The 15,580-nt window shown below is 43.1% G+C and carries 12 protein-coding genes; 11 read left to right on the top strand and 1 reads right to left on the bottom strand.

The annotated features are described in order from the left end of the window. Positions 1-64: 64 nt before the first annotated feature. The 3 genes from WH96_RS15765 to WH96_RS15755 are packed head-to-tail and all read left to right on the top strand — an operon-like array spanning position 65 to position 3,541. On the top strand, positions 65-1,774 hold the full coding sequence (locus WH96_RS15765) for a hypothetical protein (protein ID WP_204248215.1): 1,710 nt from the start codon (positions 65-67) through the stop codon (positions 1,772-1,774). After that, a complete protein-coding gene (locus WH96_RS15760; protein ID WP_047765166.1) occupies positions 1,774-2,481 on the top strand; it encodes a DUF3726 domain-containing protein in 708 nt (235 codons plus the stop codon). The genes WH96_RS15765 and WH96_RS15760 overlap by 1 nt, the downstream gene beginning before the upstream one ends. A gap of 46 nt (positions 2,482-2,527) precedes the next feature. Continuing rightward, entirely contained in the window at positions 2,528-3,541 is a 1,014-nt protein-coding gene (locus WH96_RS15755) for an Ldh family oxidoreductase (protein WP_047765165.1), read from the top strand. 120 nt (positions 3,542-3,661) lie between these two features. Here the strand turns inward: WH96_RS15755 and WH96_RS15750 are convergent, their stop codons facing one another. Next, positions 3,662-4,645, bottom strand: coding sequence for a GlxA family transcriptional regulator (locus WH96_RS15750; protein WP_047765164.1), 984 nt, complete (start codon positions 4,643-4,645; stop codon positions 3,662-3,664). Between the two features lie 86 nt (positions 4,646-4,731). Between WH96_RS15750 and WH96_RS15745 the strand changes: the two genes are divergently transcribed. The 8 genes from WH96_RS15745 to WH96_RS15710 all read left to right on the top strand — a co-directional run bounded on the left by WH96_RS15745 (position 4,732) and on the right by WH96_RS15710 (position 15,332). Further along, complete coding sequence (locus tag WH96_RS15745; protein WP_047765163.1) at positions 4,732-5,997, top strand: sarcosine oxidase subunit beta family protein; 1,266 nt, start codon at positions 4,732-4,734, stop codon at positions 5,995-5,997. A gap of 11 nt (positions 5,998-6,008) precedes the next feature. Next, on the top strand, positions 6,009-6,314 hold the full coding sequence (locus WH96_RS15740; protein ID WP_047765162.1) for a sarcosine oxidase subunit delta: 306 nt from the start codon (positions 6,009-6,011) through the stop codon (positions 6,312-6,314). Continuing rightward, positions 6,311-9,262, top strand: a complete 2,952-nt coding sequence (locus WH96_RS15735) for a sarcosine oxidase subunit alpha family protein (RefSeq protein ID WP_047765161.1) — start codon at positions 6,311-6,313, stop codon at positions 9,260-9,262. The genes WH96_RS15740 and WH96_RS15735 overlap by 4 nt, the downstream gene beginning before the upstream one ends. Next, positions 9,255-9,824, top strand: coding sequence for a sarcosine oxidase subunit gamma (locus tag WH96_RS15730; protein ID WP_047765160.1), 570 nt, complete (start codon positions 9,255-9,257; stop codon positions 9,822-9,824). Before WH96_RS15735 ends, WH96_RS15730 begins: the two co-directional genes overlap by 8 nt. A gap of 253 nt (positions 9,825-10,077) precedes the next feature. Next, positions 10,078-10,464 carry a hypothetical protein gene (locus WH96_RS15725; protein WP_047765159.1) on the top strand — a complete coding sequence of 129 codons (387 nt, stop codon included), beginning with the start codon at positions 10,078-10,080 and terminating at the stop codon, positions 10,462-10,464. Continuing rightward, entirely contained in the window at positions 10,461-11,912 is a 1,452-nt protein-coding gene (locus WH96_RS15720; protein ID WP_047765158.1) for a M48 family metalloprotease, read from the top strand. The genes WH96_RS15725 and WH96_RS15720 overlap by 4 nt, the downstream gene beginning before the upstream one ends. Further along, entirely contained in the window at positions 11,903-13,393 is a 1,491-nt protein-coding gene (locus WH96_RS15715; RefSeq protein WP_047765157.1) for a CHASE2 domain-containing protein, read from the top strand. The genes WH96_RS15720 and WH96_RS15715 overlap by 10 nt, the downstream gene beginning before the upstream one ends. A 244-nt stretch (positions 13,394-13,637) precedes the next feature. Next, positions 13,638-15,332 carry a methyl-accepting chemotaxis protein gene (locus WH96_RS15710; protein WP_047765156.1) on the top strand — a complete coding sequence of 565 codons (1,695 nt, stop codon included), beginning with the start codon at positions 13,638-13,640 and terminating at the stop codon, positions 15,330-15,332. Positions 15,333-15,580: the final 248 nt, after the last annotated feature.

Below are 15,580 nucleotides of genomic sequence, written 5' to 3'. Positions count from 1 at the left end.
TGTCATTAATTCAGGGAAGAGAGGTCTCTTTCCTGAATAACTATAGCGTTCATTGGAGGTTTGTGTGACTACGCAACTAAATAGCACAAATTCGATTTCACTCCGACCGCCACAACAGGTCATGAAACTGGATCGTCTGGGCTCTTTCCATCAAACGAGATTGAGCTTTATGCGCGCAGTAATGCGTCGTTTGAAGCGTGATAACTGGACCTTTGAATGTCCAATCTGGCGCATTAATGAACAAGGTGAAGGCGTTGCCATCTATTTGGCAAAGGGTCCTGAACGCAGTTATAGCATGGTTTGCTTTGCCCATGATCTTGATCCATCAAAGCGGTCTGATCGCGTTATTGCCGAAGCCTGGGATACGACCTTTGCCCTTTATGATGGTGTTATCGGTGAAGATGATATTGAGCGTCTGTCACAGAATGTTCCGAAGCAGGAAGCCGGCCGGTGTTTGGAGAGCGAGCTTGTTCTCTCTCGCGCAAATAAAAGCGTACGCCTATTCGAATACGTTGTCAGTGAACTGGCCGCGGGCAAACAGCCGGATCAAGCCGAGTTAAATAAAGTTGGCTATCTGATGCGCACAACTGCCGTTTACGGAAATGGTAAGCTTGGTATGGCGGATCGTGACCGTATTGCCAATCGTTCCGAAATGTTGGGTCCGTTCCGTGCTGAAATGCTGGCGGTTTGGCTCATTCGAAATTTTGTATCTGATTACGTAGAGCAAATGGCAGTCTATCGGTCACCTGAAACAGCTGTAAAACTGGCCCCTGAAATTCGACGTAGTCTGGGGGTTGGTAACTCAACTGGCTTGGGCATGGCACCGTTCCTAGTCAATCACCCAATATTGCTGCACAGTTGGATACATGCGCGTGAAAGCGCGTTGGCCCGCATCCGTGCTTTGCCCTCGATAACCACTGCAGCAAGAAAACACTATGAAGTATATCTTGAAAGTGCTCATTTATCTCTGGATCGTTGGTTTACGGTGGATGAAAGACAAGCCGAGCGCGTAACTGTACTGCGGCGTGATCTGGAAAAGCTAAGTGCCCTGTCTCTGGATACTTTCGTTGCTGATGAACTTCCGTGGGATAATCTCTATCGCTGGGGAGAGGTTGAACTATCTTTGGAAGGGCAGGAGCTTTTGGTTAGTTTGTTGCTTGAGCCCCATGCCGAGATTGTCGATGCCTATGCATCCGTGATGTATGCAGAAGAAAATGATAATTTCCGTATTGATGGTTCTCAAAGTGTTGCAGATCTCTTGGTCGCATTGGAAAAACACTATAGCTGGGCTTTGTCTGTTGATTATGACAATCATCCAAACTCTGTTTTCTTCTGGTATGTATCCGAAGAAAAACTGGAACCACGGTTGGGCTCGAGAGGTGAAGAACCAGGAGATAATCTGGAGCAACCGCTTTCTATTGGTCGGGATGCTGCGCGTCTATACAAAGATTTACTGAATGCGCAATCGGATCAGAAGATTGGTGCTTTTCTTATTGATTATCCGGAACATCGTCTGATTGCACGAAGAGTGCAGCTAACTCAACGTTATCCTTATGCTGAAATTCAGGACAATCTGATTGGGGAAGATTTGCTGCCAGTTGATCTCTTGCGTTGTAAACTTTCTTTCTTTGGCGCGACACGCTTTGATCCTCGTTCTGATCGATGGGTACGTATAACCATGTTCCAAAATGCTCCGTATCCGCACGAGTTGGCAACGATGGATGAGGATAATTGGGCGTACCCTATGGATCTTGGCAAAGAAGGGAGCTTGTGATGGAACGCTATTCCTTAAATGAAATCGAAGCTTCTGCGCGTAAGGCGGCCCGTGGGGCCGGTATGTCTTGGGGGTTGGCCGAAGAAGCTGGAAAAGCGACACGTTGGCTGGCTGCACGTGGTTTACCAAATGTTTGCCTTCTGCTTTCATTGTTGAAGACGAACGATGGTAAAGAATATGGGGATTTGCGACCTCAGTCACTGGAGAGTGATATTTGGCAAACGACAAATGGCCCTCTGTGCCCAGTGATCAGTGGCAGTGCGTTGAATGATTTGGCCGATCGTTTACTCGGTAATCATGAAATAACCCTGGAATCCGCTACTTCCCCTGCCTTGATACTCCCCATCCTGGGGCGCGCTGCAAAAGCAATTGGTAAAGGGTTTTCCGTTTCCTGGTTTTCAGTTTCAGGGGGAGCCGTGAAAATCACTATTGCCCCTGACGTTCTGTATCTTGAACAGGGGACTATTGAAGATCTTGGCGTTGAACAAGCTGAGCGAGTTACGGTATCCGGGATTCAGTCCGATCTATCGAATTTAAGGGCAGAGAAATCCGGGACAGGGACAATTATCGAGCGCGTTGTTCAAGGCGTCCCCTTGAGTTTTGAAAACTGGACAGATCTTCAGTTCTTTGCCGCCAGAACCTATGTCCCGGCCACAGAAGAATCTCGCCTCAAAGGTGCGGGAGCAGGCCTGAGTGATAACGATTAAACTTTAAAACGAAATGATTAAACAAGAACAATAAAAGGAAGAACACATGGTTGAAACTGTAACGATGAGTGTAGCAGAAATTGAAGCTTTTGCTCTGAAGGCTTTGATTGCGGCGGGAACAACAGAAGCAAATGCGGCTTCTTTGGCGCGTTCAGTTGCGGCCACCGAGCAAGATGGTATTGCGTCACATGGTCTGGCCTATGTGCCAACCTATTGTTTGCATGTTGAATGTGGCAAGGTTGATGGGGCTGCTGTTCCTGAACTGGATGTTATCCGTCCAGGACTGGCAATTGCTGATGCTAAAACAGGTTTTGCTCATCCGGCAATTGACCTTGGTTTTGAATGGTTGCTCAAAGCTGCTCGCGAACAAGGAATTGCTGCACTTGGATTACGTAATTCCTATAACTGCGGTATTCTTGGATATCACACAGATCGTCTGGCATCACACGGCCTTCTGGGGATCGGTTTTACCAATGCACCTGCTTCTGTCGCACCTGTTGGTGGGAAAAAAGCTGTGGTTGGTACTAATCCTTTCTCTGTTGCGGTTCCCGGTGCTGCGGGTGAAACACGTATCCTGATTGATCAGAGTGCTTCTGTGATCGCTAAAAGTGAAGTCATGAAACATGCCCGTGAAGGCAAAGCTATTCCCGAAGGATGGGCACTGGGACCTGATGGTGAACCAACGACTGATCCAGATGTTGCCTTAAAGGGGACAATGATCCCTAGTGGTAGCTATAAAGGTTTTGGTACAGCCTTGATGGTAGAGTTAATGGCGGCTGCTATGACAGGGGCGACCCTAGGTATTGATGCGAGCCCATTTTCCGGTCCTGTCGGTGGGCCGCCAAAAACGGGGCAGTTCTTTATTGCAATTGATCCAGAGCTTTCTTCTGGTGGCGCATTCTCACAACGCGTTGATCATTTGATCGAAGCAATTGTTGGTCAGGATGGGGCGCGCTTGCATGGTGCAGAGCGCTTTGAAGCGCGCGTTGATGCAGATAAAAATGGTGTTGCCGTAAATGCGGCCATTGTTGAGAAAGTCAAAGAATGGGCAGACCGTTAGAGTTAAAATTTGATTTGAATTATTAAATATAACCTATTGAATATGTTGCTTTAAGGGGAGTGAATTCGATATTGAATTCACTCCCTTTTTATCTTTGAGTTCAAAGTTATTCAGGTAGTATTATTGAACCTTATGCTGAGTGCTCTGTCTATAGAATGAGGGGGGGGAACCATATTTTTCCTGAAAAGATTTGGAGAAATGTGCAGAACTTGAAAATCCTGTCGCAAGGGCAATTTCTGTCAATGAAAGTACAGTTTGTTCAATAAGATTATAAGCCTTTTCCAATCGTAAATTACGGTAGACAGTCATAGTACTCTGTCCGATTTTTTCGATGAAAATTCTGTTGAGTTGGCGCGAACTTATCGAGGATAATAAGGCGAGTTGTTTTAAGTTCAAAGGATCTGCAACATGGTTTTCCATGATTTCCAGGGTTTGGATGATAGAAGGATGATGAGTACCATATCGTTCTATCATGCCGGATCTCTGTGGATTTTCTGACGGTCTGACATCCGTATGGATAAACCAGTCACTGACTTTTCTAGCGAATTCTGGACCGTGAATTTCACTTTGTAAGGCATGCATCATATCCAACGGAGCAACGCCACCAGCGCAGGTAATGCGATCACGATCCATGATGTAAAGGCTTCGCTCAAGCAGCAATGTAGGTGTGTTTTCTGAGAGTGCCGCGGCATGTTCCCAGTGTACCGTCATTCTGTAACCTTTCATAACGCCTGCTTTTGCAAGGATAACAGGACCACCGGAAACTCCGCCCAGCCGAACTCCATGTCGCGCTTTGTTACGTAACCATTGGAATGTTTGCTCATCGCCAAAACTGGATGGATCTCCGCCGGCGACAACGAGTATCAGGTCATAATCCGTGTTTTCTGACATGGTGGTCGTCGCAGGTATTACAGCACCGCTCGAACTAACAGATTTGCGTCCATTCTTGACTGCAATATGATCAACTTTATAGAGTTGCTTTTTTCCAAGAAGGTTAGCTGCACGTATAGGCTCTATGACCGATGAATAGGACATCAGGGCAAAATTATCGATCAGTAATATGCCAATTTTATAGGTTTGCTCGGGTAAAGGATAATTGTCCATATTTTGTAATAAAGTGTCCTTTTTTTGAAATCTGAATTTTTATATCACTGTTCTAGTAGAAAAAGGAACAAAAATGAGAATGTGTGATGAAACACCGAGGTTTAAAATACTCTGGCTTTAAAGTCATAAAAGAAGCGCTGACTGGACATAAAGGCTGGAAACCTGTCTGGCGAACCCCGAAACCGAAGAAAGAATACGATGTCGTCATCGTCGGTGGCGGTGGTCACGGCTTGGCAACGGCATATTATCTTGCGAAAGAATTTGGTCTAACAAACGTTGCGGTTCTTGAAAAAGGTTGGATTGGTTCCGGAAATGTTGGGCGTAATACAACAATTGTACGTTCCAATTATCTTTTGCCGGGGAATGAGCCTTTTTACGAGTTTTCCATGAAGCTATGGGAAAATCTTGAACAGGATTTCAATTACAATGCCATGGTGTCTCAGCGTGGTATTTTAAATCTTTTCCATAATGATGCGGGGCGAGATGCCTATGCGCGTCGCGGCAATGCCATGATGCTTGCCGGGGCTGATGCTGTCTTGCTGGATCAGGACGGCGTACGTGAAATGTATCCCTGTTTGGATTTCGAAAACGCCCGCTTCCCGATCAAAGGTGGTCTATTGCAGCCACGCGGAGGTACCGTTCGTCATGATGCCGTTGCCTGGGGCTATGCACGTGGTGCGGATAGTCGAGGTGTTGATATCATCCAAAACTGTGAAGTAACAGGCATGGTGATTGAAAATGGTGTTTGTAGCGGTGTTGAAACCAGTCAGGGAACAATCAAAGCCAAGAAAGTGGCGGTGTGTGTCGCCGGATCATCCAGCCGCGTAATGTCGATGGCTGGAATGCGGTTGCCGATTGAAAGTCATGTCTTACAGGCTTTTGTTTCCGAGGGTTTAAAGCCAATATTACCCGGTGTTGTAACCTTTGGTGCGGGCCACTTTTATGTTTCCCAATCAGACAAAGGCGGTTTGGTCTTTGGCGGTGATATTGATGGCTACAACAGCTATGCCCAACGCGGGAATCTACCTGTTGTTGAAGACGTTTGTGAAGGAGGGATGGCATTGATGCCAATGATTGGCCGCGCCCGTTTGCTCCGTATGTGGGGTGGTGTGATGGACATGTCTATGGATGGATCCCCCTTTATCGATAAAACGCATATTGATGGCCTCTATTTCAATGGCGGCTGGTGTTATGGTGGTTTCAAGGCAACGCCAGCGAGTGGCTGGTGTTATGCGCACCTCTTGGCAAAAGATGAGCCACATCCCGTAGCGACCGAATATCGACTGGATCGTTTCCAACGCGGCGCGATGATTGATGAAAAGGGCATGGGCGCCCAACCAAACTTGCATTAGGAGCACGGAAAATGATCATTAATCATCCTCTTCTGGGGCCTCGCGATGCTTCCGAATTTGTTTACAAAGGCGATGCGTCCCTTATCGAGCGACCTGACTGGCAAGCCGATAACGCGGCTGAACTGTTTCATGATTATCTCTATCTGCGTGATAATCCCGCAGGAGAACACCAAGAGCTTTGGTATCATGAGCAGGGGGATCGTTCCTGGTTAGTCGTGACCCGTAATACCCTGACCCATGATATTACCAATGTAGAACTGGCCCGCGATGCCGTGCTTGCCAAACAGGCAAAAAAATCAGGCCGAGGTGAAAAATGAGTCAAATAAACAGAATTGATGGCGGTTTACTAGATCGTACACAAAAGCTCAATTTTACTTTTAACGGGCAAACACTTGAAGGCTTTGCCGGGGATACTCTGGCTTCTGCTCTTTTGGCCAATGGTCATAAAATGGTTGGTCGATCATTTAAATACCATCGACCTCGCGGGATTTTCTCAGCGGGATCGGAAGAACCTAATGCATTGGTACAACTTCGTTCGGGTGCCTATCAGGAACCCAATACCCGTGCGACAATTACAGAACTGTTCCAGGGGTTAGAGGCTACAAGTCAGAACCATCGCGGGTCGTTGAAGTATGATTTTATGGCTGTGAATGATCTCTTTTCCTCATTCTTGTCTGCGGGATTTTATTATAAAACCTTTATGTGGCCGAAAGCTTTCTGGGAAAAGTTCTATGAGCCTGTTATCCGGGCTGCGGCAGGTCTAGGCCGCTTATCCGGACAAGATGATCCGGATATCTATGACAAGAGCTTTTTGCATTGTGATGTCCTTGTTGTCGGGGCTGGACCGTCTGGTTTGTCTGCCGCACTTTCTGCTGGGCGGGCTGGGGCACGTGTTATTCTGATGGATGAAGATTTCCGTATGGGCGGTCGCCTGAATGCGGAAACCTTGTCCGTAAATGATCAAAGCGGTTATGAATGGGCAACACAGGCAATCGCTGAATTGTCAGCGATGGATAACGTTCGCTTGATGACGCGTACAACGGCATATGGTGCTTATGATCATGGTATTGTAGGTGCTTTGGAACGTGTCACGGATCACTTAGTATCTTCCAATAATAAACCTCGTCAGATCCTGTGGCGGGTTTATACGAAACGCACTATTTTATGTGCTGGATCTACAGAGCGCCCAATCGCCTTTGGTAACAATGATCGACCTGGCATTATGTTGGCGGGTGCCGTTCGCGCCTATGTTAACCGATGGGGTGCGCTTCCGGGCAAAAGAGTTGCTGTCTTTACTAATAATGACGATGGTTGGCGTACCGCGACCGATCTGGCGGTAAAAGGCGTTGAAATCACGGCCGTTATTGATAGTCGTGATGGTCAACCGCCTGTCGCTGTACCGAATGGTGCTGCTGTGGTTATGGGCGGACGTATCGTCGATACCCAGGGCCGACACGGTATTAAATCAATCACGCTATCAAATGGTCAGAAAATTCCGACGGATTGTTTGGCTGTTTCAGGTGGCTGGAGCCCAAATGTTCAACTGACCTGCCATCAGCGTGGTCGCCCGACATGGCGCGAAGATATTGCTGCTTTTGTACCTGGTGGCGAATTGCCTCTGGGAATGATGGTTGCTGGTGCCGCGGCTGGTAATCTGTCGCTGTCATCTGTTCTGCAGGATGGACATAATCTCGGCAATAAGGCTCTAAGTGATCTAGGTTTTAAACCAACAACAGAAACTGCTGCCAAATCAGACGAAGAGACTGTTGGCATATCAGCTTTTTGGCATGTGAAAGAGAGCAAGGCGCGCGCGTGGTTGGATTTACAGAACGATGTGACCGTAAAGGACGTCAAGCTATCGCATCAGGAAGGCTTCCGAGCTGTAGAACACCTCAAGCGTTACACAACACTTGGCATGGCTACGGATCAGGGTAAAACCGCCAATATTCCTGCTTTGGCAGTTATGGCAGAATGCACGGGAAAATCTATCCCTGAAACAGGCACGACAATTTTCCGTCCTCCCTATACGCCTGTGGCAATTGGTGCCCTTGCGGGGCGCGCCAGAGGGAAAGACTTCAGGCCTTCAAGGTTGACACCAAGTCATAGCTGGGCTGAAGAGCAGGGAGCTGTCTTTGTTGAGGCCGGAATGTGGTATCGCGCGCAGTGGTTCCCCAAAGCGGGTGAAACTCATTGGCGGCAATCGGTTGATCGTGAAGTTACACAAACCAGAGCCTCTGTCGGGGTCTGTGATGTTACCACGCTTGGGAAAATTGACATTCAAGGTAAAGATGCTGCTGAGTTCCTGAACAAAGTTTATGCGAACGCTTTTGCCAAGTTACCTGTCGGTAAGGTTCGTTATGGCATCATGTTACGCGAAGATGGTATCATGATGGATGATGGCACATCAGCACGTTTTGCGGAAAACCATTTTGTTATGACAACGACAACAGCCAATGCTGTGGGGGTATTCAGACATATGGAATTCTGTCGCCAATGCTTGTGGCCAAACATGGATGTGCACCTGATTTCAAGCACTGAACAGTATGCACAGTTTGCTGTAGCAGGACCAAATGCCCGTAAGCTTTTACAAAAGATTGTTGATCGTAATCATGATATTTCGAACGAAGCTTTTCCCTTTATGGCTTGCGGCGAAGTTACCGTTTGCGGCGGTATTCCAGCACGGCTTTTCAGAATATCCTTCTCAGGTGAATTGGCATACGAAATAGCTGTTCCAACCCGTTATGGTGATTCTTTGGTGCGTACCTTGATGGCGGCGGGTGAAGAATTTGATGTCACGGCCTATGGTACCGAAGCTCTCGGCGTTATGCGTATCGAAAAAGGTCATGCAGCCGGCAATGAACTTAACGGTCAAACAACGGCGCAAGATCTTGGTATGGGGCGGATGGTTTCCAAGAAAAAAGACTGTATCGGCAATACGCTTTCTGAACGTGAAAATTTAAATCGAAAAGATGGGTTAAGCCTTGTTGGTTTCCGTCCAGTAAATCGAAGTGACGAGCTTAAAGCTGGGTCGCACTTCATTGCGAAAGGCAAATCAGCCGAGATGGTCAATGATGAAGGTTGGATGTCATCAGTTGCCTATTCCCCGAGCCTTGGGCATTCCATTGGTCTTGGTTTTATCAAGCAAGGAAGCGAGCGGTTAGGCGAGATTGTACGCGCTACAGACCCTATTCGTGAGGGCGAGATTGAGGTCGAAATTGTCTCCGCGCACTTTATTGATCCAGAAGGGGAGCGTCTCCGTGCCTGATTACACACTTACTGCCAACACACCTTTGAATGGATTTAGTCGCGATTTCCCTGGTGTTTCGATCAACGAAGTTAATGATAGGGCCATTGTATCGATTGTGGCTCCCAGAGATGGTGAAAAAGAACTGATCAAGGCACTTAAAAAATCTTACGACATTGAACTGCCAAACGCCGGTGTATTGTCTGTTTCTGCGCAAGATAACGCTGTTTTGTTCTGCATGGCTCAGGATCAGTATTTTCTTATGTTTGATTACACAGGAAATACCGCGACAACAGTCGTACACAGTTATTTAAATGATACTGCGTACTTAACGGATCAATCAGATAGCTACGTCATGATACGAGTTTCAGGTGCCAATAGCCGTTGTTTGTTGGAACGTATTTGTCCGCTTGATATCCATCCGACGGCTTTCCCCGTTAGGGCTGTTGCCAGAACAATCATGGAGCATCTGGGAACAACGATCATACATGAAGGTGACGATAATTTTCTTCTGTTATCTGCCCGTTCATCAGCATATTCTTTCCTGGAAGCAATCGAAACATCAGCGAAAAATACAAGCTAGACTTTAAGATTGATTGTTGTTGGATAATTCTTGATTTAAGGCCCGAATATTATGATTTGGGCCTTAATATTTTATGGATTAATCAAGTAATAAGGTTGCCATGAATTTTGAATGCTATTCAATTTTTATTTATCGATGTTAAATATATTCTACAGATTTTAAATAATTAAACTAAACTTTTTAGTTGAAAAATATAAATACATACCATTATATAGTGTGAGTGTCGTGTTGTGGCTTCTTATTGGGGGGTAAGATGAAGGTATTCTATATTTTTCTTGCAATAACATTTTGTAATATTCAATTGGTACATGCTGATTGGAAAAAAACCGATGTCAAACTAAAAATGCCTGGTTTTGATATCGATTTATATAATGAACCAGCTCTAAATGCTCAAAAACTAAAAACCATAAGTGCAAAAAAATTTCCGAAACAGGTTTGGTTTTTGGAAACATCTGACAATAGCATGCACCATATTAAAATTACATACAGTGAGAAAAGCTATTGGGTTAAAAGCACTGTCGTAAGCCTACCAGACATTGAAAAAAATAAAAAAATTATGTGTGATTCCACCACTCAAACTACGCCCGGTAACACTGGTAAAGGTCTTGGCGATAAAAATGATTGTGAGAAATCAAAATGAATATCTTTCGAGGCTGCATAATACTTCTGTGTTTTTATGTGAGTGGATGCATTACGACAGCTACTGATAATCTCCCATATTTTGGTGCGTTTGATCAAAGTAGTAATGAGGGACGTTATCTTGATCTTTATAATTTTTCCGATGTTTTATATAACTATGATGCTGAAAAAGTAGAGAAGGATCGCAGAATTATTGTTAGAGATTCTCTCGGATTAATTCCTGATGATTCTCTAGAACAGTACGCGCAAAGTGTTCTTGATAAAATTGTAGCTGTTGGGCCAAATATAAGTGTTTCACCAAAGGTTCGAATCTTGGCAAATATGGGACCAGGCGCAAAGGCCATGCCTAGCGGTGATATTTATATAAATCACAGTATTTTTGTCTATTCTGATAACGAAGATCAACTGGCGTTTGTATTGGCACACGAATATAGCCACATACTTTTGAAGCATGGCCCCTCCGTTGTGATAGAAAAACTACGACCTTATATCATGACTGCAGTTGATGTCGCTTTGTCTCAGTCTGGTGGGGAAAAACAAGCCTCGAATGCAATTAAGTTGTATGGTAGTGATATTCTGGTTCGAGATTTGGTTATGCCAGTATGGGATAAAAGAAGCGAACATGAAGCTGATCGGCTTGGCGTTGATCTTATGGTCAAAGCTGGTTACAACCCGGAACAGGCGCTGATGGTTTTTGACCGGGAAAAGGAAGCTAATGAAAAATTTGAAGCAAGCTTTACACTTGAACGTAATGCTTTTGAAAAAGCGATAGAACAGAGCAAAAATCAAACGAATAATAATCCATTAAATTTAGCAAATTTGGTTTCAAAGGGGCTAGAAGAATTTCAAGGTACTTTCGCTTCCCGCCACCCTGAGCCTGATGAAAGAAAACTGAAAGTATTTAAATATGTTCAACGAGAGTATGAAGAAGCAAGTTTTAGAAACCTGAACAAAGAAAATTTCGCGCAAACTGTTGATGAAAATAGTGCTATTTTGAATAATTATCAAATGGCATATGATGTTAACAGAGGTTTGTCACAGTCGGAAAATGTTACACCTAAAGAACTTAAAAGGCTGGAAAAATTGGCGCGTGCAGCTGTATCAAAACAGACAGCAAATCATACATATACCAGAAACGCGTTCGCTAATTTAAGAGAGTCTCAAAGAAACTATCGTCTCGCATTAAAGAATTTGGAATTAGCCAAATCTTCGCATGGTATTCTTCCTGCTGCTATGGAGCAGGATCGTATTCATTGGTTGGAAAAAACGGATAAAAAGCAAAAAGCATATGAAAGAGTAAAGGAAGTCGGTGCATATTATGATTGGCCTTTACTATTCTACAAAGATGCGATCCGATTGGCTCATGAGCTAGGTGACGAAAAAAATGTCACACAATATCACTTGTCATGTATTGCCAAGTTTCCTCAGAGCCGTGAATTATGTCAGTGAATGCTCAAGGGAAACTGATAGTAACCAAGGCTGGTATTTCGTTAAGGTATTGGTCTTCGGCAATATTTGCTATTATCCTGAGCATTGGTGTTATTTCTTTTGAACCGGATATAATTGCTGATCCAATAGATCAAGCATCTTTTGGTTTGTTCACCAGATTGTTTAGCCATTCATTGTATCCAGAGAATGTAGCTGTTAACTCGGCTTCAACTGTTGTTTTGATCAATCAAAAATCTTTAACTGATACAAATGAAAAATGGCCACCATCATTTGGATTTCATGCTTCTCTTTTACAAAGATTGATCGCAGACAAACCTGCTGCGATTGTACTGGATTATTTGCTGGTTGATAAAAGAAATGATCGATCTCTTGAAGAGTTGGAAAAAACTCTTCTTTATGCTAAAGAGCAGGGTATTCCAGTTATAGCAGCACGCGGTAGTTATACAGGATATCCTGAGCATGGCATTATACCGGAATTAGGCAAGCATGTAATTTTATCCGCAGGTTGGCGTGATAAAAAAAACGCTGCTTCTCCTTTTATTTATAATATAGCCATGGAACATGGGGATGATCATTATCTTGATTCTCTTGCCCTGATCGCTTTTAAAAAATATTGTAAAAAATACCCTAAATTACCAAGCTGTGATCACGATGGTTTTAACTACGATCGGAATATGTGGGTTTTCTGGTCCTCTAGGATTCCTGATTATAAAAGCTTTTTTCAATTATCTGATAATGAACTCTTTAAGGCTATTGAATGTGAAAAACATGCTTCAAATGATCTCATAGGTAAAGCTATTGATTATGTTGGTGGTCAAGTATCAAGCTGCCCTTCACAAATAACATTACCAGCGCATTATTTGATCAAAGATTTTGATGATCGCGTTAAAAAAATGATAACAAATAAAGTTGTCTTTGTTGGCTTTAATATGGAAGGAATTCAGGATTTTGTCGTTCCTCCAACGACGCCATCACCAATTCCGGGGGTTTATATCCACGCGATGGCTTTTGATAATTTGGTTGCCTGGGGGGATGATTATTTCGCCATAGAGGCAGTATTTTCGGATATGCGAATTACAGCTGATAGCATTGAAATTATGACCCTAATTCTAATTTTGATTTTTCATTATGCTATTTTAAAATATGTTTTAGGACGCACTAGAGGTAGTACTTTTTCTTCTGCTTTAAGAGAAGACAAAGAATTTAACATCACTAATAACCCGCTGTGTATTTTTAAGTATTATTATAATCGTTTATGCTATCTAATTGATCAAAAAGAAATCTTTGGCATATTGAAACAAGTTGTACAGCGCTTAGCCATTGTGATTGTCGAGCTTGTTATTCTAATCGCTATTTTATTCACGATATCTGTTTCAATTGAAATGTACTTATTGAGAATTGTCCCTGTTAATTGGTTATCTATTCTCGGATTAACTGGAATTAATATGTTTTTATCTGTACGTATGATGAAGTTAAATTAACAGAGATTTTTATTCATCAATAAATCGTACAAGTACTAATTATGTCACTGTTTAATAAAGCTAAACAACTTTAAAGAAAAAGCAATCTAGATTGCTTCTAATTCCTTATCTTTATATATGCTTCTTAATCTTTTATACAATGTTTGTATGTAGAACGATCAGTAAGTTTTGCCGTGTGAAATTATGTTAAATGCGAACGTTCTAATCACGAATAAATTAAATAACATGGGTGTTAGAAGCTGTAATGAAGTCTTTAAAAATAAAAACACGTTTGGTTATCGGATTTAGTTCTGTAATTTTTTTAATGATTGTTTTGACTGTTATTGGAATATCACAGGTTAATTTAATCAAAGAATCTTTAACAACAATCAATGATGTCAATTCTGTTAAACAGCGTTATGCCATTAATTTTCGGGGATCCGTTCATGATCGGGCAATTGCGGTAAGAGATGTGACGCTTTTACTTAATCCATCAGAAATGCCGACTGTTCTTGGAGAGATAGAAAAGCTTTCAGATGATTATATCAAAGCAGCGAAAATGATGGATGAAATATTTGCTACAAGTGTTCTAATTGATCCTGTTGAGCGAAATATTCTTAAATCTATAAAAGAGATCGAGGCTTCCACTTTACCTCTGTTTGCCAAAATTATATCTCTGCAACAATCAGGGCAAGATAATCAGGCACGCAAGATCCTGATGGAACAGGCGCGCCCAGCTGTTGTGACCTGGCTTGCAAGAATTAATCAATTTATTGATCTGGAAGAATCAAAAAATCAAATAGTTAGCGCAGAAGCCCGTGAGATTGCTTCCCGTTTTGAAATAATGATGATTGCATTCTGTGCGATAGCTTTATTTATCAGTCTTGGATTTGTTTGGTGGGCAATTAATGCAATTAAACCTCTGCGTGATTTAACGTGCGATATGCTTAAACTTGCAGAAGGCGATTTGAGTGTAAAAATCCCGGCTGTAAAATCATCTGATGAAGTTGGTGAAATTACCAAAGCGGTTCATGTATTTAAAGATAATGCACTCGAGTTCAAACGCTTGGAAGCCGAACAAAAAAATATTGAAAAACGTCAAGCCCAAGAACGTAAAGAAGCTATGACCTTACTTGCCAACGAATTTGATAACCGTGTCGGTTCCGTTGTTTCTGCTGTTGAAAATGCCGCAAATGATATGCAGGCACTTGCCACAGATTTAAGCAAAACAACCGAAGTGACAACTTCTCGTAGTGCGGCGATGAACGATATTTCTAAAAAGTCATCTAATAGTGTGCAGATTGCCGCGCAAGCTACCGGGGAACTTTCAGCTTCTATTCGTGAGATATCAACCAACGTGACTGATACAGCACATACAGCTAAAGCTTGTGCACAATCAGCCGAAATATCAAAAAGTAAACTCGGCCAGTTACACAGTGCAGTTGATGAAATTGATAGCGTTATTAAATCAATTAATGATGTTGCTGAACAAACAAACTTACTTGCTTTAAATGCGACTATTGAAGCGGCAAGGGCTGGGGAAGCGGGAAAAGGCTTTGCTGTCGTCGCAACAGAGGTTAAGTCTCTTGCCGGGCAAACACATAAGATGACAGAAGAGATTTCACAAAAAGTTGCTGACATTAAATCCAGTGCTCAAGAAACAACCAATAGCGTTGAAGATATTCTTGGGCGTATTCAGTCTGTTGATGAAAAGACGACGAGTGTTTCTCTGGCAATAGAAAAGCAGGATGTTTCAACCCAGGAAATCAATAGTAATATTCAAACAGCTTCCAATGGGACTGATGAAGTGTCTCGTAATATTAATGATGTGTTGAGCGCGGCGGATGAATCTGCCAGTTCTGCTGAAAGCCTTCAAAAAGCTTCGGATAATCTTTCTGCTCAGGCGAGTGATTTGAAAAATGTGGTGAATTCATTTTTGAATGAAGTTCGTACAGGATAAAATTTGCCCTATATTTTTTCCCTCTCTGGATAAAGTGTTGCTTGAGAGGGAAAAGATCGTGTTTATTTAGAGTCAAAATAATTTCGTTATTCTGAAGAAAAAAACAAACCAAATTGATCCTAGCCCCAGAATTAAAAACTGTAGTGTAAAGATACTCCAGATAAAAATCTGAGAAGCTGAAAGCCAAATAAAAAGACAAAGCGCAGTACTAATTATAAAAATGAGAATGACCTGAGGGCGTAGGTCAT

The sequence above is a fragment of the Kiloniella spongiae genome, from assembly GCF_001026905.1.
GTDB classification, from domain to species: Bacteria; Pseudomonadota; Alphaproteobacteria; order Kiloniellales; family Kiloniellaceae; genus Kiloniella; species Kiloniella spongiae.
The sequence above is the reverse complement of the archived record's forward strand: the minus strand, read 5'-3'. Positions and strand labels throughout refer to the sequence as shown.